The organism is Bacillus sp. ISL-57 (assembly GCF_018613135.1).
Taxonomy (GTDB): Bacteria; Bacillota; Bacilli; order Bacillales; family DSM-1321; genus Peribacillus; species Peribacillus frigoritolerans.
In genome coordinates, this window is sequence record NZ_JAGGQV010000002.1 from 541,598 (window position 1) to 557,558 (window position 15,961).

21 protein-coding genes are annotated in these 15,961 nt (G+C 39.7%); 10 read left to right on the forward strand and 11 right to left on the reverse strand.

Going from position 1 to position 15,961, the window contains the following annotated elements:
* Nucleotides 1-566: 566 nt before the first annotated feature.
* Nucleotides 567-788, forward strand: coding sequence for a hypothetical protein (locus tag J7I90_RS05880; RefSeq protein ID WP_034314444.1), 222 nt, complete (start codon nt 567-569; stop codon nt 786-788).
* A gap of 17 nt (nt 789-805) precedes the next feature.
* Here the strand turns inward: J7I90_RS05880 and J7I90_RS05885 are convergent, their stop codons facing one another.
* Nucleotides 806-1,363, reverse strand: a complete 558-nt coding sequence (locus J7I90_RS05885; protein WP_034314446.1) for a phosphatidylglycerophosphatase A family protein — start codon at nt 1,361-1,363, stop codon at nt 806-808.
* Nucleotides 1,364-1,553: 190 nt separating this feature from the next.
* Here J7I90_RS05885 and J7I90_RS05890 point away from each other — a divergent pair, with 190 nt between their 5' ends.
* From J7I90_RS05890 to J7I90_RS05910, 5 genes are all read left to right on the forward strand, one after another.
* Nucleotides 1,554-2,276, forward strand: coding sequence for an alpha/beta hydrolase (locus tag J7I90_RS05890; protein WP_214769146.1), 723 nt, complete (start codon nt 1,554-1,556; stop codon nt 2,274-2,276).
* An 89-nt stretch (nt 2,277-2,365) separates the two neighbouring features.
* The gene (locus J7I90_RS05895) at nt 2,366-2,881 is read left to right on the forward strand and encodes a YjcG family protein (protein WP_048686587.1); all 516 of its coding nucleotides are present in this window, start codon (nt 2,366-2,368) and stop codon (nt 2,879-2,881) included.
* On the forward strand, nt 2,853-3,314 hold the full coding sequence (locus J7I90_RS05900; protein WP_251025110.1) for a GNAT family N-acetyltransferase: 462 nt from the start codon (nt 2,853-2,855) through the stop codon (nt 3,312-3,314). The genes J7I90_RS05895 and J7I90_RS05900 overlap by 29 nt, the downstream gene beginning before the upstream one ends.
* A gap of 159 nt (nt 3,315-3,473) precedes the next feature.
* A complete protein-coding gene (locus tag J7I90_RS05905) occupies nt 3,474-3,737 on the forward strand; it encodes a hypothetical protein (RefSeq protein ID WP_048686585.1) in 264 nt (87 codons plus the stop codon).
* A 233-nt stretch (nt 3,738-3,970) separates the two neighbouring features.
* Nucleotides 3,971-4,459, forward strand: a complete 489-nt coding sequence (locus J7I90_RS05910; protein WP_063577043.1) for a spore coat protein — start codon at nt 3,971-3,973, stop codon at nt 4,457-4,459.
* A gap of 54 nt (nt 4,460-4,513) precedes the next feature.
* On the opposite strand, the gene J7I90_RS05915 is transcribed toward J7I90_RS05910, so the two are convergent.
* Nucleotides 4,514-4,801 carry a hypothetical protein gene (locus J7I90_RS05915; RefSeq protein WP_214769149.1) on the reverse strand — a complete coding sequence of 96 codons (288 nt, stop codon included), beginning with the start codon at nt 4,799-4,801 and terminating at the stop codon, nt 4,514-4,516.
* 151 nt (nt 4,802-4,952) lie between these two features.
* Between J7I90_RS05915 and J7I90_RS05920 the strand changes: the two genes are divergently transcribed.
* Nucleotides 4,953-7,226: an ATP-dependent helicase gene (locus J7I90_RS05920; protein WP_214770127.1), complete on the forward strand. Its 2,274-nt coding sequence runs from the start codon at nt 4,953-4,955 to the stop codon at nt 7,224-7,226.
* A gap of 120 nt (nt 7,227-7,346) precedes the next feature.
* Here J7I90_RS05920 and spoVIF read toward each other — a convergent pair whose 3' ends face one another.
* From spoVIF to J7I90_RS05965, 9 genes are all read right to left on the reverse strand, one after another.
* Complete coding sequence (gene spoVIF / locus J7I90_RS05925; protein WP_034314458.1) at nt 7,347-7,601, reverse strand: sporulation-specific transcription regulator SpoVIF; 255 nt, start codon at nt 7,599-7,601, stop codon at nt 7,347-7,349.
* Nucleotides 7,602-7,713: 112 nt separating this feature from the next.
* On the reverse strand, nt 7,714-7,851 hold the full coding sequence (locus J7I90_RS05930) for a YjcZ family sporulation protein (RefSeq protein ID WP_134783431.1): 138 nt from the start codon (nt 7,849-7,851) through the stop codon (nt 7,714-7,716).
* Nucleotides 7,852-7,954: 103 nt separating this feature from the next.
* Nucleotides 7,955-8,311: a stage V sporulation protein AE gene (gene spoVAE, locus J7I90_RS05935; protein ID WP_063577046.1), complete on the reverse strand. Its 357-nt coding sequence runs from the start codon at nt 8,309-8,311 to the stop codon at nt 7,955-7,957.
* Between the two features lie 16 nt (nt 8,312-8,327).
* Nucleotides 8,328-9,353 (reverse strand): stage V sporulation protein AD, encoded by a 1,026-nt coding sequence (gene spoVAD, locus J7I90_RS05940; protein WP_214769152.1) that lies wholly within the window; start codon nt 9,351-9,353, stop codon nt 8,328-8,330.
* A gap of 3 nt (nt 9,354-9,356) precedes the next feature.
* The gene (spoVAC, locus tag J7I90_RS05945) at nt 9,357-9,827 is read right to left on the reverse strand and encodes a stage V sporulation protein AC (protein WP_214769155.1); all 471 of its coding nucleotides are present in this window, start codon (nt 9,825-9,827) and stop codon (nt 9,357-9,359) included.
* A 16-nt stretch (nt 9,828-9,843) separates the two neighbouring features.
* Complete coding sequence (locus J7I90_RS05950) at nt 9,844-10,341, reverse strand: YhcN/YlaJ family sporulation lipoprotein (protein ID WP_057278901.1); 498 nt, start codon at nt 10,339-10,341, stop codon at nt 9,844-9,846.
* Nucleotides 10,342-10,634: 293 nt separating this feature from the next.
* Nucleotides 10,635-11,000, reverse strand: coding sequence for a DUF1360 domain-containing protein (locus J7I90_RS05955; protein ID WP_034314467.1), 366 nt, complete (start codon nt 10,998-11,000; stop codon nt 10,635-10,637).
* A 14-nt stretch (nt 11,001-11,014) separates the two neighbouring features.
* Nucleotides 11,015-11,587, reverse strand: a complete 573-nt coding sequence (locus J7I90_RS05960) for a spore coat CotO family protein (RefSeq protein WP_214769158.1) — start codon at nt 11,585-11,587, stop codon at nt 11,015-11,017.
* Between the two features lie 11 nt (nt 11,588-11,598).
* Complete coding sequence (locus J7I90_RS05965; RefSeq protein WP_214769161.1) at nt 11,599-11,913, reverse strand: hypothetical protein; 315 nt, start codon at nt 11,911-11,913, stop codon at nt 11,599-11,601.
* 221 nt (nt 11,914-12,134) lie between these two features.
* Here J7I90_RS05965 and J7I90_RS05970 point away from each other — a divergent pair, with 221 nt between their 5' ends.
* From J7I90_RS05970 to J7I90_RS05980, 3 genes are read left to right on the forward strand one after another with little or no spacing between them, the layout of a single operon-like run.
* A complete protein-coding gene (locus J7I90_RS05970; RefSeq protein ID WP_214769164.1) occupies nt 12,135-13,271 on the forward strand; it encodes a GerAB/ArcD/ProY family transporter in 1,137 nt (378 codons plus the stop codon).
* Nucleotides 13,228-14,751, forward strand: coding sequence for a spore germination protein (locus tag J7I90_RS05975; RefSeq protein ID WP_251025111.1), 1,524 nt, complete (start codon nt 13,228-13,230; stop codon nt 14,749-14,751). The genes J7I90_RS05970 and J7I90_RS05975 overlap by 44 nt, the downstream gene beginning before the upstream one ends.
* On the forward strand, nt 14,748-15,932 hold the full coding sequence (locus J7I90_RS05980) for a Ger(x)C family spore germination protein (protein WP_214769168.1): 1,185 nt from the start codon (nt 14,748-14,750) through the stop codon (nt 15,930-15,932). The genes J7I90_RS05975 and J7I90_RS05980 overlap by 4 nt, the downstream gene beginning before the upstream one ends.
* Nucleotides 15,933-15,961: the final 29 nt, after the last annotated feature.

A 15,961-nucleotide genomic window follows, 5' to 3' on the forward strand; every position in this document is an offset into this window, starting at 1 on the left:
CAATCATCCGGTTTCTTTTGCACACATTTATTAAGATATGTGGTGTCTATAAAGGAATTACAATGTGAAATGGAATAATGATTTTTAATTATAATCACCTTTTTCTTTTTTTATTTTCGGGTTATTTTATTCATTAAAAAAAAAGATGTTTGTACATATGTTACAAATTTGAAAATAAATCTAACTCAAACAGCAAAAATCTACTGGATTATATATCTTATTAAGAAGGTTGGTCGTTAGCAATAAGGAAGGGATTTTTGTGGATATAATCGGGGAAACAGATTCTTTTTTCTCAATCTGAAAATGAGGTGAAGTATAATTGCATTCGGTTTTGATTGATGAAGAGCCTAGCTACTGCGATTCAAAGAGACCTGTTAGAAGAAAGGTCAGAAATTGAGTACATAAGTTGTTGTTAAAAGTCTACATATTATATTAAAAAAGTTATAATTTCATCTTATTCCATTTCCCCCACAATAAAACAGAACTAACGTTCCCTTTCCACTTGCATATAAAACGTTTGTTCGCATATAATGTTAGCAAGCAAGTCAGCAAAGGAGTGACTGGGAATGAAATATATACTTCGTAAACATATGGAAGAAAATGCTCCATTAGAAATAATTTATCTCTCCGAACAAGGTAAGATTACGCAACGGAAAATCCAGGTGCTTGAAATTTATCCAGGGCATATTCACGCATTCTGTTTTCTAAGGCAGACAAAACGGACATTTAAAGTAGCCAACATCCTTTCTGCCCGCCTCATTAAGGCCAGGTTTTACAGGTCTGGCTGAAGATTGCTTTTCAAGGTTCAACCTATTAACTCTTCTTCTTCCTGGATGTCCTTTTCCTGTTCAGTTAACGATTCTTCTTCATCTCTCAGACGATGTGCTAACCTTGATGCGGCACTCGCGGCAATGCTTGCAACGATATCATCCAGGAAGGTATGCACGATTCCTTCTTGCTTCTTATCAAGTTCGTGTATGACGCCTATTTTATTTTTATCCAAATGGCCAAAGGTCGTTACAGCAATGCTTCCGTAACCGAGTACTGCACCAAAGGCAATCGTTTCATCCACTCCGAAAAGCCCTTCATCTGATTCAACAATCGATTGCAGGGGTTCTGATAGCTTTTTTTGCTCTGCCAGTTTATCCAGCTCCACACCGACTAAAATGGCATGTTGAATTTCCCTTTTCAACAGGACACGCTCAACGCTGTGGATGCATTCCTCCAGCTTAAGATCAGCTTTGTACGGGAACTGCAATTCATATACGATTTTTGCAATTGCCTCCACACTGACACCTCGCTCCAATAATGTTCGTTTAGCCGCCTTTGTTACTTCCCTGCTGTGCACGTGTACATCTGCCATTTTATTCGCCACCTTTTTTTGTATTATTTTTCTATATCCTTGTATTATAGCACCTTATAATTTAAATTTTTAGAAAATATAACGAAAATTTTATATTCCAAATTCTTGTCGCGGGAAAAAGTTGCAAGGCTATGCTAAAATAATCAAGTAAGTTGTTTTTCATTATTAATTATCATTGAGGTGCGGGAGAATGAGTTTACGCAAAGGCACAATTAAAGAGTACATGTTTAAAAGCGAAGCTTTAGCAGAAGAATTGGAATTGCTTGTCTACTTGCCTGCTAATTATTCGCCATTGTATAAATATTCGCTTGTGATTGCTCAGGATGGCCGTGATTATTTTCAAATGGGCCGAATCGGTCGGGTAGCAGATGAACTGTTAGGGAACGATGAGATCGAGAATATCATCATTGTCGGCATTCCTTATAAAGACCGCTTTGACCGCTGGCGCAAATATCATCCCGACGGGGAACAGCACATTGCATACATACGTTTTCTTGCCCATGAACTAGTTCCGTTTTTAGATGATGAATTCCCAACCTATCAAATGGGACATGGTCGAACTTTGATTGGTGACTCTCTTGGCGGTACAGTTTCTTTATTGGCCGCTTTGCAGTATCCGCATACATTCGGGAAATGCATCATGCAGTCCCCGCTTGCCAATGAAGCAGTAATGGATGCTGTACGTAATTTTGAGGATCCGCATCTCCTCGAACTTTACCATGTAATCGGGACTGGTGAAACGGATGTACCGACAACGGATGGCAATAAGGCAAACTTCATTGAACCAAATAGGGAATTGCATAAATTAATAAACCAAAAAGGATTTCCTTGCTTCTATGAAGAATTTGAAGGTAATCATACCTGGAAATACTGGCAGGCAGATTTGAAACGAGCACTATTGGAAATGTTCTAATTACTCGAAGTCATCTGTTTGGGATGGTTTCAAGAAATGAACATGTCCAACTATAATACAACAATAAAAAATATCAGGAGGTTTTATTTATGAAATATGGTGTTGCAATTTTCCCTTCAAAAAAACTTCAAGATTTAGCTAACTCCTATCGCAAACGGTATGATACGAAATATGCTTTCATTCCACCGCATCTAACGCTTAAACCAACGTTTGAAGCGACGGATATGGAAATTTCAACAATCGCGGAACAATTAAAAGTCATTGCTCAAAAGTGCAGGCCTTTTACGATGAGCGTAACCAAAACGAAGTCTTTCCAACCCGTAAGCAATACGATTTATTTCAAAGTAGAATTATCCGAAGGGCTTCAAGAGCTGCATGATGCACTTAACAATGAGGATTTCATAAAAAGTGAAAGTGAACATGCATTTGTCCCGCATATTACGATCGCTCAAGATTTATCCGATAATGAGCATTCTGATGTTTTAGGTCAATTAAGCATGCTTGACATCAGCCATGAAGAAGAAGTGAAACGAGTTCACTTGCTGTATCAACTTGAAGACGGGGCATGGACCGTTTATGAAACATTTAGATTGGGAGCTGAATGATTTCGTGTTTGTAAAAATCGCAGAGAACAGCCAAGAGCTTGAAAACGCATATATGATTCGAAGAAAAGTGTTTGTCCAAGAACAAAACGTCCCTCTTGAAGAAGAGATCGATGAATATGAAAAAGATTCCACACATTTCATTTTATATGATGAGCAGCATCAGCCAATCGGTGCCGGCCGCTTCAGGGTCATTGACAACATCGGTAAAGTACAGCGCATTTGTGTACTGTCATCGGGCCGTAAGAATGGTGCCGGCGCCATGATCATGAATGCTATTGAGGAATACGCAATCCAGCAGGAAGTGCCACAATTGAAGCTTGATTCCCAAGTGCATGCCATCCCTTTTTATTCAAAATTAGGGTATGAGATCGTTTCCGACGAATTCATGGATGCTGGCATTCCTCATAAAACGATGATGAAAACCATTTTATGATATAAAAAAGCTGTCCTATCAGTCTTCTGATTGGACAGCTTTTTTTGTTCGTTCATGGACTTAAATTATCGTTTTATGAAAAAAACCATTTCCGTTCAATGGCAATCTCATCAAAAATACATAGTCTATATATAGAAAGCAAGAAGGAGGGAAAATTTTATGGGTAACAATGATTTTAACCTGGATGAGTCTCAAAAAAGACTGATGGAACTCCTGGTTTCGAGGACTTTGAGAAAGCATGGTTTCAAAAAGGAAAAGGTCGATCTGACTGAAAAAGAGAGAAACAACCTTAAAGAAACCGTTCGTTATTTACAAGAGCAATCACTAAAAATCATAAACCAAGAAAAGAACATCACGGAACATGATGTTAATCCAGTTACCAATTCCATTCACAACAAATTCACGGATTCCAAAGATAAATGACGCACCATATCACCTAATCACCTTACTTGCTGGCGAGAAATAAGTAAACCGAGACATAGCAGCACTTACATTTCATTCCTAAAGCTCCAGCTTCTTTATTATTCATCCCCCACACACTAATACTTTCTCTAAGTATTTAAAAAATAGACGAATGAACTGATTTATTCGTCCAACCCGATTAACCATCAAAGCATATTTTAATAGGGAATAAAACCTAAGGAGGAAAAAACAACATGAACCAAAATGTATATCGTAGCAATTGTAACACACATGATGACTCTGAAAGGTCATGGTCGGCTCTAGATTCCGCTTCCAGACATCCCCTTTCAGGATTCTGTAACGACGATGACACAAAGATTGACCAAGATGCAAGACAGGATAATAATCAAGTTCAGCTTTCTGAAGAACTTATTTACATTAAAGATTCTTGTAATGTAAATATCACTTCAACGGATGTTAAAGCGGCCCTCTCACTACAAGCTGCTCTACAAGCTGCAATTGCGGTTATCGTAAGCATTTCCGTTGCAGATGCTGATAATGCTGATAAGATCACTCAACAATTAATCCAATCTTCCAATGTTAAACAAATCACGCGCCAAAAAACAATTGTTGAAAACAGCCGTGATATCGACATTACAACAACTGATGCACAAATCGCTCTAAACATCCAACTTTTATTGCAACTATTGTTAGCCCTAATCGTAGAAATAGACATTCTTTAAGAAGTCAGCACAAAAAGGACACTTCACGTGTCCTCTTTTGTCTTTCTGGAGGAACTAGACAATTTCGTTGATGAACCTGCCTTTTCCTGTCGTTCCAGCCGTTATATCTTTCCTGACGCACCTGCCCATTTCATGTTGATATGTGCCTGCTCCATATGCACTTACCCGAAGAAGTTGTTGTAATCCTTCAAGGCTTTCCCTTTCCCTTTCCAACACCTGATCAAAACGGATGGGTTGAATGGGTGCCGCTCCTTTAACAATTCTAACTTTCCCTGCAGCTTCGACCGTCCGGTTGGCATATTGAATATAATCAAATTGTGTGACAGGTGCTATATATCCCATAGTAACCCCTCCTTATATTGAAATAGTTATGTTGTCATTTAATTACCATGCTAGAACAACATTTAAACATGATTTCCACATTCTTTTTTCCTAATCTTCTGGTATGATGAGTATTGCCGATATTTTTAATAGATTAGAGGTATCCATTTATATGAATCAAGCAAAATCTGGCAATGAAATCGTACATTTACATACCGTTTCAGCTGGTGAGCTGCAGACACTTTTTGAAAAAGGAAAACGTGATCAGCTTTCTTGTATCATTTGTCATAAACCAGTGAAATTATTTATTGGAATCCATGAGACACCTTATTTTTATCATAGCGACCCATCACAGGGACCCTGTGAAATGCCAATTTCAGAATCCATAAATGAAGATAAGCCCTTAGAATATATGGAACAGAATGGATTTAGGATTCCAACATCACGAACCATTACTGAAACGAAAACCATTACCGAACCTTTCCTTAAAAGCCGCCCCATAACCGGCAATCCGAAATTTTCAGATAAACCATATGACATGGCACAATCAGAGGAACCATACTTTCAAGAATTATCCTCTTCAGGGGTTGTTCTGGATGCAGAGCAACTCAAAGCGGTAATGACGATCGATGGACCCATCCTTGTCCTATCAGGAGCAGGCAGCGGGAAAACCCGCGTATTGACGGTACGCACTGCCTATATGCTCACAGTGAAAAAGATTGATCCCAAAAGTATCATGCTTGTAACATTTACGGCGAAATCCGCAAAGGAAATGCAGAAGCGTCTGCTCGGCTATCCCAATATGACTCCCTCCCTTGTTTCTCAAATCGTTAGCGGGACCTTTCATAGCATCTTTTATAAAATCCTGATTTTCCACGAACCGGCCAAATGGCAGCGCGATTTCCTATTGAAGTGGGAGTGGGAAAAAGAAAAGGTATTGAAACAGGCTGGCAGGGAATTGGAACTTGATGATAAGGAATTTGCATATGATCAGGCCCTTCAACAAATCGGGCTTTGGAAAAACTCTTTGGCCTTTCCAGAAGATATTCACCCTAAGGACGATTGGGAGAAATCGTGTTTATTTTTATATAAGAAATATGAAGACTATAAACAGCAAACAGGGAAGTATGATTTTGATGATATGCTTGTAGGCTGTTATGTATTTTTAAAAAATAATCCGGAATTTTTAAAGAAATATCAGCAAAGGTTTAACTATTTCTTGGTCGATGAGTTTCAGGATATTAATAAAGTTCAATATGAATTGATAAAACTCCTTTCTGCTGAATCAAAAAATGTATGTGCGGTTGGAGATGATGACCAATCCATCTATTCATTCCGTGGAAGCGATCCGAAGTATATTTTGAATTTCAATCATGACTTCCCTCGATCCCAAGTGTTGAAGCTGACGGAGAATTACCGCTCTTCCCATGAAATTGTCGCTACAGCTAACCGCTTGATCAAGCGGAACCAGAACCGGATGGAGAAAAAGATGAGGGCACAGCATGATTCAGGAAATCCACCTGTTTTATTTTATCCTTTTGATGAAGAATTGGAAGCGACGATGATCGTATCCGATATCCGAGAGAAAATATCCAAGGGGGCAAACCCTGGGGACTTTGCAGTATTGTACAGGACACACACGATGTCCAGGGCCATTTTTGAACGGCTTGCCGCTTCCAATCTGCCATTCGTCATTGAAAAGGATGCGGATTCGTTCTATCAGCGCAAGGTCATTCGCGGCATGCTTGCCTTTATGCGCTTGAGTTTGTTCCCGCATGACAGCAAGGCAGCATCTGAAGTCCTTTCCTCCCTATTCTTAAAGCAAAGTATATTACAAGAGTTAAAAGCAATGACAATATTGCAGGATTGTGACTTCATCGATGCATTTGCTTTTGTTAAGACTGGACATGCTTTTCAAGAACGAAAATTAAAGACGATTCCTGGACAGATTCGGTCTTTAAAAATTATGTCGCCACTCGTAGCGTTAGAGATCATCGAGAAAGACTTAGGATACCAGGAATATGTAAAAAAACGCGGTAATGATGCGAACCTGGAAAAAGGATCCGATGACATCCGTGACTTAAAAGTGGCGGCAAATCGTTTTCCAACCGTCGCCGCTTTCATTGAACATGTCGATCATATGACTGCGATGGTCCAAGAGATTAAACAGTTATCGAAACACTTTAAGGACGCCATACAGCTTACCACCATACATCGTTCCAAAGGGCTTGAATACCAAACCGTATATGTCCTTGCTGCTGTCGATGGCAGCATTCCTCATGATTTCGCACTTGAATCTTACCGAAAAGGGGAACTATCCCCTCTTGAAGAGGAAAGACGCTTGCTCTATGTAGCGGCAACCAGGGCTAAAAAGGATCTTTACCTTTCCATCCTGCAAACTAGACGCGGACGGACTGCCCATCCATCACGTTTTCTGAAGCTTTGACCAAAATCCGATACTATAAATCTTGCAAATGGACTTTTTTAGTTTACAAAACTGCAGGCAAACTCGCTTTTTTTCAAGTTTGTCTGCAGTCTGAAGGCCTGCATGATAGCAGGCCCTTTTTCATTTTTTATTTATCATATTGGATATCGTCCCGAAATCAAGTTTATTCCCTTCAGCTACGATGGAATGGACGATTTTATCTTCCGTTTCCTTATTGACCGGTTTATTCGCTATTTTTGAAACACGCTTAATGACGTTTCTAACCGTTGTTTCATCTTTGAAGTTGGCTCCTTGCAGCGAGTTTGCCAATTCTAATACATCTTTCATATTTACGCCGGTTTTACCTTCTATGTTTTTAAAAAAGTTATTATCCATACTTAAGCCCCTCCCTTTTCTGTACCTATCCTATGGCATTATCAGAAAAAAGTGCTAGGCCCATACAAAAAAAATAAAAGGAATAGGCTTCTTCTGCCTATTCCTTTTACGCCTAGCAGAAAGAAGCCCCTACAATGATCAATAGGATGAACAATACGACGATTATCGCGAAAGTAGAACCGCCGCCGTATCCTCCGCCGTATCCATAACCGCCGCCGCCACAACAACCGTAGCCACCAAAACCAAACATACAATATCACCTCGCTCTCGCTAAAGCTTACTGATAACATATGTAGGTCTGGACAAATATGTATAGGCCATGTCCCATTCCAAGGCTGCCTATTTCGCTAATTTTATCCTTTTGGCCTGAAAACCAATGCTCCGATGAATCCAAAAACGATTGCTGCCGAGATACCGGAACTCGTAATTTCAAACATGCCTGTCAGTACGCCAACGAGCCCATGTTTTTCCGATTCCATCATCGCCCCGTTCACCAGCGAGTTCCCAAACGAAACGATCGGTATGGTTGCTCCTGCACCGGCAAAGTCAACCAGCGGCTCATATAAATCAAATCCGCCAAGAACAGCTCCTATTACAACGAATAAGCTTAACGTATGTGCTGGGGTCAGCTTAGCAACATCGAAAAGTAGCTGGCCTACTACACAAATCAAGCCACCGATGACAAAGGCCCAAAAAAACATTGCTAACATCGAAATCCCTCCTTTTTCATGAATTCATCCCATACTCAATGGACACTGCATGGGCGATGCACGGAATCGTATCTTTTTGCTGGACGGAAAGCGGCGACAATAACGCTCCTGTTGCGACAAGCAGGATTTTTTTATATTTACCGGAAATCATTTCATTTAATATATGACCGTATAAAACGACTGCCGAACATCCCGCTCCGCTCCCGCCAGCCAAAACAGGCTGGTCCTTTTTAAAAATCATCAATCCGCAATCCTTGAATTTTTCCTGATTGATATTACAGCCCTTTTGTTTCAATAAGTCATGGGCTGTCTCCCTCCCAATTTGACCTAAATCCCCAGTAATGATGAAATCATAATCATCCGGGGTCAAACCAGTATCTTTGAAATGAGCAAGTATCGTATCGACTGCGGCCGGGGCCATTGCTCCCCCCATGTTGAAAGGATCTTTCAATCCCATGTCAATGACCTTACCAATAGTGGCCGAGACAAGCTGTGGATATTCCCCTTGCTTGCTTCCATTAGGAGCAACCAGCGCCACCCCTGCTCCTGTTATCGTCCATTGAGCTGTAGGTGGCTTTTGCCCGCCATATTCAGTGGGATAGCGAAATTGTTTTTCAACAGCTGCATTGTGGCTCGATGCACCTGTCAACACATAGTTAGCCCCGCCATAATTAGTGATGAAGGCAGCTAGAGCAAGCCCTTCCATCGATGTGGAACAGGCTCCAAACAAGCCGAAATATGGAATTCCATTGGTTCTGGCCGCAAAGCTTGTCGGTGTAACCTGATTGATTAAATCACCAGCCAAGAAAAACTGTACCTGCTCCTTGTCAATCTCCCCTTTCTCCAAAGCAAGCTCTACCGCTTTCTCCATCAAATGGCGATGAGCCTTCTCATATGAATCCTGCTCCATCCATAAATCGTCGTATAGAATATCGAAATCACCCGCGATTTCTCCATTAGCTTCAAATGGCCCTCCTGTTACCCCTGTTTCCAAGATGACCGGTTTATTGGTGAACATCCATGTTTGTTTTCCCTTTAACACCGCTTAGCCCCCAATCATTAGGTAAATCGTTTTTATTAACGCCACGACAAAGGCTGAGAATACTCCGAATAAAATAACCGATCCGGCCAATTTAAACATATTGGATCCAACTCCAAGTACAAAACCTTCCGTCCGATGTTCGATTGCTGCAGAAATGACTGCATTGCCGAACCCAGTGACAGGGACGGCACTCCCTGCCCCAGCAAACTGGCCAATGCGGTCGTAAAATCCGAAACCGGTCATCAAAAGGGCCAGAAACACCATGGTAGCCGTTGTCGGACCTCCAGCTGTCTGCTCCGTAAAGTTGAAAAAATAAATATAGAAATAGGAAATGGCTTGTCCCACTATACAGAAAATGCCACCTACTAAAAAGGCTTTCAAACAATTCTTCACTATTGGTCTTTTAATTTCATGCTTCCCTTGAAGCTCTTGATACGCATCCTGTATTGGGGTCGTTTTATCCTTGCCGCTCATGTGTTGAACCTCTCTTCTAAATTAATTCTTTTTGAAGTTCTTCAATTTCCTTGAACTTCTTCCTTGCCTTTTTCTCGGGAACATCCTTTTCCTTGAGTAACTCGTTCAACCTTACTGATTCCAAAAAGATTTTATAATCGCTTGAAACAATAAAATCATTCTCTGGAAACTTTTCTTCCAGATTTTCAGTCACAGTCTTTTCAATTTTCTTCATATGAAAACGTTGTAAGTGCTTAACTTTATAAGCGACGATAATCTTTTTCCCGTTTTTCACGACGATCACGTCATAGATTGTGTCTTCATTAGCAACTGTTTCCTTTACCTTTGAGATCAGTCCCTTTTCATCCTTCTCATCCATTCCATTAATGATATCCATCGGTTCAGGATTCGTACGTTTAATCATCGCGAAATTCTCCGTTTTTCCATCATTCTGATTGCTGCACGCCGTAAGCACACATAAAACAACTATAAAAATCAGCCAGCTTCCCTTAAAATATCTTCCTTGTCTGAACATAGAATCACATCCTAATTTATCGTTCTATTGTTATTTTCTTGTTTAACGGTTTTTTTATGAATGGTAGGATTAGGAAATAAAAAAACCCTTCCAAAATGGAAAGGTTTTTTCACTCAATAGCCTTTATTTTTATTGTTATTATTACAGCCACAATCTTTCTTGATTTTGATTGGCTGATCTTTTTTTATCGGTTTTGCATATGCCCATGGATTATTCTGTTTTTGATTCAATTCATGACTCCTCCTTTAAGATCTATATCATAATATATGAATGATAAGACAAGTTGTTTCCAATCAAATGTCCATAATTTTGCTGATTATAACCTCAATTATCGCTCCTACTGCTGCAACGGCAAGGATTAATATCAGTACGTCACCTATAAACCAATGTTGGATATAAAGGAAAACCAGAAAAAGGCTGACCCAGACACCCACACACCAAAAACAACTTAGCAATTGACCAATCCACCCCAGCAGACCCTTTTCTTTGGGCATTAAAAATATTTCCACAATTCCTTCTTCATTTTTTTCCTCTATCTCTTTAAAAAAGGGGCTGCGCAGCGGCTCCATGATTTTATCGAAAACGATCAAGCGTGTCAGCCTGAAGGAAGCCAAGCCTAATATGATAAATAAGGTAAATTCACTTTGTGGGGGAAACATTTAATATTGCTCCTTCACTTGGATTCTTCAATTATTTTGGCATCGATGATATCTGGCAGACCCACGAAACGGATATGGTTCCCTCTTTTAATTTTCACTGATTCCCCTCTCATGCCCAACACATGAAACCGAAGCTTTTCTCCGTTAATTACAGCCTCACATAATGGTTTTGGAAAACCTTGATGATTGGATAGGCGGGAAATGATGTCACGGGATGATTCTTTCTTCTCCACCTTTTTCCTTTTTCTCTTAACTGGCTTTTCATTTTCCTGTTCTACTTGTTCAGGATGCTCCATTTTTTCAACCGGAGCTTGCTCAGGGACATATTCTTCCGTGATTTTCCTTAATCCCGTAATCTCTTTTTCAATTTCCATCATGGCATCATAAACACCAAATTCGCGTTTGACCTGTTCGATTTTTTCTTCTTTATGCTCGCCTTCTTCCTGAAGTTCCGGCTCAGCGCTGTCTTGTGGTTTAGCCTTTTTCGTTCGAAAATCACTTTGCATATTTCCACGCAGATCTGATATTTTTGCTTGATCGACATATATAAGTGGTTTGGATTCCTTATCGCCATTTTTCCCTGACATGAAAACCCTCCTTAATATTTCAGAATATCCACGGACTGCAGCTGTTCCAATTGGTATTGGACAACTTTTTTCCCGAATTTATGCCTTATGAACAAACTGGATTCTTTTTTTTGTTCCAATTTCCCGAATAGTGTACGGTCATTGATGATGAACTTACAAACAGGCTTAGGTGCAAAGGCTGGAAGTCGGGACAATAGCTCCACCAATTCCTCGGCGGTATATGAAGTGCTGATATTTTTTCCATGTAAATTGATATGTCTCTTCAGCTTATTTTGTATAGTTTGTTTTCCATCAGCACAAGGCACACCAACTTTTTCCACGTCCATGATACCCCTCCTTCTTTTTCTCGAATAGGGTTGAAAGCAGCTTTATGCCGATTCTCGCAAACAATGAATATCCGCTCTATGTATCATTTATATGAAACTCACCCTTCTTTATGCTGGTGATGTGACACTCCTTCAAAAAAGGACATCAACCAAGCTTGGATATGTTGGACATTTATGGAGAAAACTAATAAATAATGGCTGTTAAAGGAGGAGCTCCGAAGATGAAAAAAAGCGGAAAAATTTCAACTTTACAACTATCTTTAATCGTGATCACGGCTGTCGGTTTAAAAAATCATGTCACGATCCTTCCTCATTTACTGCCAAGTGCAAAACGGGATGGGTGGATTTCCGTACTGCTTGCTCTAGGATTGATATTGATTTGGTGTTTACTTTTGTTTTACATTCACAAAGCTACCGGTCAGACCAACATATTTGTATGGGTGGAAACGAACATAGGAAAGGCATCAGGCAAAGTTTTATCCATTGCCACGAGTATCTTTTTCGCTTCATTAGCTGCAGTGTCCTTGAAAGAGATGATTATGTGGACAAAGGTATCCTACTTACCTATAACCCCACCAATTTTCGAAATAATCCTTTTTACGGGATTATGTTTTTTCCTTGCTTCCACTAACATTCAAACGATTGTTATCACGAACACATTCGTACTGACTGCGGTTATCGTTTTTGGAATATTTGTGGCGTTCGCAAATATTCAATTTAAGGATTTTTCACTATTAAAGCCCATTATGGAAAATGGTTGGTCCCCTGTTGTTTCCGGGATGATTTATCCTTTGTCCGGGCTCATTGAGTTGATTGTCATTCTATTCATGCAGCAGAAAGTCCATGGCCAATTAAAATTCAAGGTGTTTACATTAAATGCCATTATCCTCACCTGGCTAATCCTTGGACCCCTAATTGGTTCCATTACGGAGTTCGGTCCCCTGGAGGCTTCCAGACAAAAGTATCCGGCTTTTGAACAATGGGGACTGGTGACTTTAGGCAGATTCATTGAGCATCTTGATTTCCTCTCGATTTACCAATGGTTAACCGGAGCCTTCATAAGAGTATCGTTTTTCTTATTCTTATCACTGGAAGTGCTATCCATAAAAAAAAAGCGAAGCAAAACGATTTTGCTACTTGCCTATTCAATTTTACTTATCGTCGCCAATACTTACAGCTTCAGTGACGTAATTTTATATCACATTATCGGAGCATTTGTCATGCCGATTACGTTCTGGTTCTTTTTAGCGGTTTCCATCCTTTTAAGTATTTTTGTTTTCTCCAGCAATCGTAGAAAAAGGAGGCCCCCATCCGATGTTCAAGAAAACCAAAAAGCAACTGTCCAAGCCGAAAAGTAAAAAGGATTACATAGAAAAGCTTGAAATAAAAGAAGAATCCGATTTAAGAAAGATTTTCCAAAATTCAGGAGATGTTTTTTTTCAAAGCAGTCTATATCGCAATGAGTTTCCACTTAAAGTCACATTAATAGGATGTGAAGGACTTATCGATACCGAACTGTTAAATAATCTTGTTTTTGAAAGATTAACATTATTTTTTCAAAGGTACCCAAAAGGGAAATTGACCATTGAGGAGTTAAAGGACTCCCTTTACCTTCCTCAACTCGCCGAAGTTAACACAAAAGAAGAATTATTTGCAGACATCTACTCTGGGAAGTTAATCCTTCTCATTGAGGGATTCGAATATTTATTATCCGCTAATATTTCTAAGCGTCCCCAACGCAACCCTGAGGAAACATCTGCCGAAGTCACGATTAAAGGCCCTAGAGATAATTTCATAGAAGATTTATCCATTAACGTCGCTTTAATCCGTAAGCGAATGCGAACAAACTCCTTGAGTGTTAAATATTTCGAGGTGGGCAAGCGAACTTTGACTAATGTCGCAGTTTTGTATATGGAGGACATTTCCAATCCCGATATGGTACAGGAAATATCTCGAAAAATAGAAGCGATCGATGTGGATGGGATATATGGCGGTAATCAATTTATGGAATTGATTGAAGAAAAGCCTTCGATACTTTTCCCTAGGCATGACTATTCGGGAAAGCCGGATTTTGCCGTACAATGCCTGTTAAAAGGAAGGCTCTTAATTTTAATTGATGGTGTTGCCTACACAATGATTACACCAATCAACCTCTTCATTGTCTTAAAAACATCCGAAGATAATGAATATACGTCCATTTATGCTTCATTTGAAAGGGCCCTTCGATTATTCGGTATTTTCATTGCGGCTTTATTACCTGGTTTTTGGGTCGCATTAACAACCTTTCATCAAGACCAGTTACCGCTGATATTGCTGGCAACGGTAGTGGAGTCCAGAAGGGGCCTGCCACTTCCAACCGCACTGGAGGCAATTACCATGGTGATCGTCTTTGAAATCTTCAAAGAAGCAGGGATGCGTCTCCCCACTTCGATTGGATCTACTTTAAGTGTATTGGGAGCCTTGATCATAGGGGATGCCGCCATCCGGTCCTGTTTAACCAGTCCGGCCATGCTTGTTGTCATTGCCGGCTCGGCTGTTGCCACTTTCACTCTCGTCAATCAATCGATCATTGGCGTCATCAGCTTAATAAGACTCGTGGCCATTATATCCGCTTCATTTTTGGGACTTTTCGCATTTATGCTACTAGCTCTATTTTTATGTGCATATGTAAGTAATATCCGGATATTAGGAGTTCCTTATATGGAAGTTTCCGCTAATTTGAGTATGTCCAACATAGTCAAAACACTTTTTCGCATTCCTCCCTCATCTGATAAAAGACGACCATCCATCTTTTCTTCAAAAGATCCTACGAAGAAAGGTGAGGAAGGACATAAATGAAAATGAAATGCGCTTTCACTCTTTTATTAAGTGTTTTCGTTCTAGCTGGCTGTTGGGATTCCAATGAACCTGAACGCCTTGTGTATGCAAATGGTTTAGGTATCGATTATAAAAACGGAAAGGTCCTTGTTCACCTTCAAATAATTAATATGAAAGGGTTAGCCAAATCGGAATCGGGCGGTGACCCTAGTTCACTTAACGCAGCTGATGTTGGAACAGCTACTGGAAACACGTTGGAGGAAGCATTATTCAATTTATATCATACTTCCGATCGGCGTATTTATTGGGGACACCTCTCATTTGTGATTTTTTCTGAAAAAGCGCTTAATGTGGGCGGGCTAAAAAATACGGTTGATTTTTTGGACCGTTACCGTGAAACACGTTATCGGATATTCTTTTTCATGACTAAAGATTCAATAAAAGACGCCATGCTCATTTCTCCCATTGAAAATATCTCCATGGCATTTTCAAAGTTGAGTGATCCGGATGATAACTATCATCAAAGTTCTTTCATCCCGCCCATTAATCTAAGAGAAATTATCATTCAACTGGATGAACCTGCTTATCAGGTATCCATACCAGAATTAAAATTAACAGAGCAATGGACCGGTCAGGATAAAAAGAAAAAGTCATTATTAATGGAAAGTGTTACTATCATTTCCGATAATAAAATAAAAGAATATCTGCCGAATAATGTCATGAACGGAGGGCGTTTAGTCAATAAAGATTTCGTTCGTGATAGCATTACCCTTTTCCCCGGAACAAAAAAGGATACATCTGTCGTCCTTTACGATAAAAGGACAGAAATCACTCCTATCATCGGGAAAAACAGCAAAGTCAGATTTGATGTGGACTTGAAAATAAGGGCAAGTGTGGAATTGATGAAAAATGATATAACGCGTAAACAATATGAATCAGAAATAAAACGCTCAATCAGGAAAGAAATAAAAAAGACATATCAATATACGCAAAAAAGGGATATCGATCTCTTCAAGCTCTCTAAAATAATCTATCGGAATGAAAATGATACTTGGAAAAGAATCGAGAATGAAGGAATGATCCCCTTGGAAGATGATACGCTCAGATCAATTCGAGTCGAGGTAGAACTTCAAGATACTGGTAAACAAAAATTATCTCCTATCTTTGAAGGACAGAAAGACAAAGGAATGGAAAATCAATAACGAAGGGGACCGATATCGGCCCCCTTCTT

Excerpts from the sequence above, each read along its gene's own strand:
- J7I90_RS05880 (WP_034314444.1), top strand. The coding sequence starts at position 567 with ATGAAATATATACTTCGTAAACATATGGAAGAAAATGCTCCATTAGAA.
- J7I90_RS05885 (WP_034314446.1), bottom strand. The coding sequence starts at position 1,363 with ATGGCAGATGTACACGTGCACAGCAGGGAAGTAACAAAGGCGGCTAAA.
- J7I90_RS05890 (WP_214769146.1), top strand. The coding sequence starts at position 1,554 with ATGAGTTTACGCAAAGGCACAATTAAAGAGTACATGTTTAAAAGCGAA.
- J7I90_RS05895 (WP_048686587.1), top strand. The coding sequence starts at position 2,366 with ATGAAATATGGTGTTGCAATTTTCCCTTCAAAAAAACTTCAAGATTTA.
- J7I90_RS05900 (WP_251025110.1), top strand. The coding sequence starts at position 2,853 with ATGAAACATTTAGATTGGGAGCTGAATGATTTCGTGTTTGTAAAAATC.
- J7I90_RS05905 (WP_048686585.1), top strand. The coding sequence starts at position 3,474 with ATGGGTAACAATGATTTTAACCTGGATGAGTCTCAAAAAAGACTGATG.
- J7I90_RS05910 (WP_063577043.1), top strand. The coding sequence starts at position 3,971 with ATGAACCAAAATGTATATCGTAGCAATTGTAACACACATGATGACTCT.
- J7I90_RS05915 (WP_214769149.1), bottom strand. The coding sequence starts at position 4,801 with ATGGGATATATAGCACCTGTCACACAATTTGATTATATTCAATATGCC.
- J7I90_RS05920 (WP_214770127.1), top strand. The coding sequence starts at position 4,953 with ATGAATCAAGCAAAATCTGGCAATGAAATCGTACATTTACATACCGTT.
- spoVIF (WP_034314458.1), bottom strand. The coding sequence starts at position 7,601 with ATGGATAATAACTTTTTTAAAAACATAGAAGGTAAAACCGGCGTAAAT.
- J7I90_RS05930 (WP_134783431.1), bottom strand. The coding sequence starts at position 7,851 with ATGTTTGGTTTTGGTGGCTACGGTTGTTGTGGCGGCGGCGGTTATGGA.
- spoVAE (WP_063577046.1), bottom strand. The coding sequence starts at position 8,311 with ATGTTAGCAATGTTTTTTTGGGCCTTTGTCATCGGTGGCTTGATTTGT.
- spoVAC (WP_214769155.1), bottom strand. The coding sequence starts at position 9,827 with ATGAGCGGCAAGGATAAAACGACCCCAATACAGGATGCGTATCAAGAG.
- J7I90_RS05950 (WP_057278901.1), bottom strand. The coding sequence starts at position 10,341 with ATGTTCAGACAAGGAAGATATTTTAAGGGAAGCTGGCTGATTTTTATA.
- J7I90_RS05955 (WP_034314467.1), bottom strand. The coding sequence starts at position 11,000 with ATGTTTCCCCCACAAAGTGAATTTACCTTATTTATCATATTAGGCTTG.
- J7I90_RS05960 (WP_214769158.1), bottom strand. The coding sequence starts at position 11,587 with ATGTCAGGGAAAAATGGCGATAAGGAATCCAAACCACTTATATATGTC.
- J7I90_RS05965 (WP_214769161.1), bottom strand. The coding sequence starts at position 11,913 with ATGGACGTGGAAAAAGTTGGTGTGCCTTGTGCTGATGGAAAACAAACT.
- J7I90_RS05970 (WP_214769164.1), top strand. The coding sequence starts at position 12,135 with ATGAAAAAAAGCGGAAAAATTTCAACTTTACAACTATCTTTAATCGTG.
- J7I90_RS05975 (WP_251025111.1), top strand. The coding sequence starts at position 13,228 with ATGTTCAAGAAAACCAAAAAGCAACTGTCCAAGCCGAAAAGTAAAAAG.
- J7I90_RS05980 (WP_214769168.1), top strand. The coding sequence starts at position 14,748 with ATGAAAATGAAATGCGCTTTCACTCTTTTATTAAGTGTTTTCGTTCTA.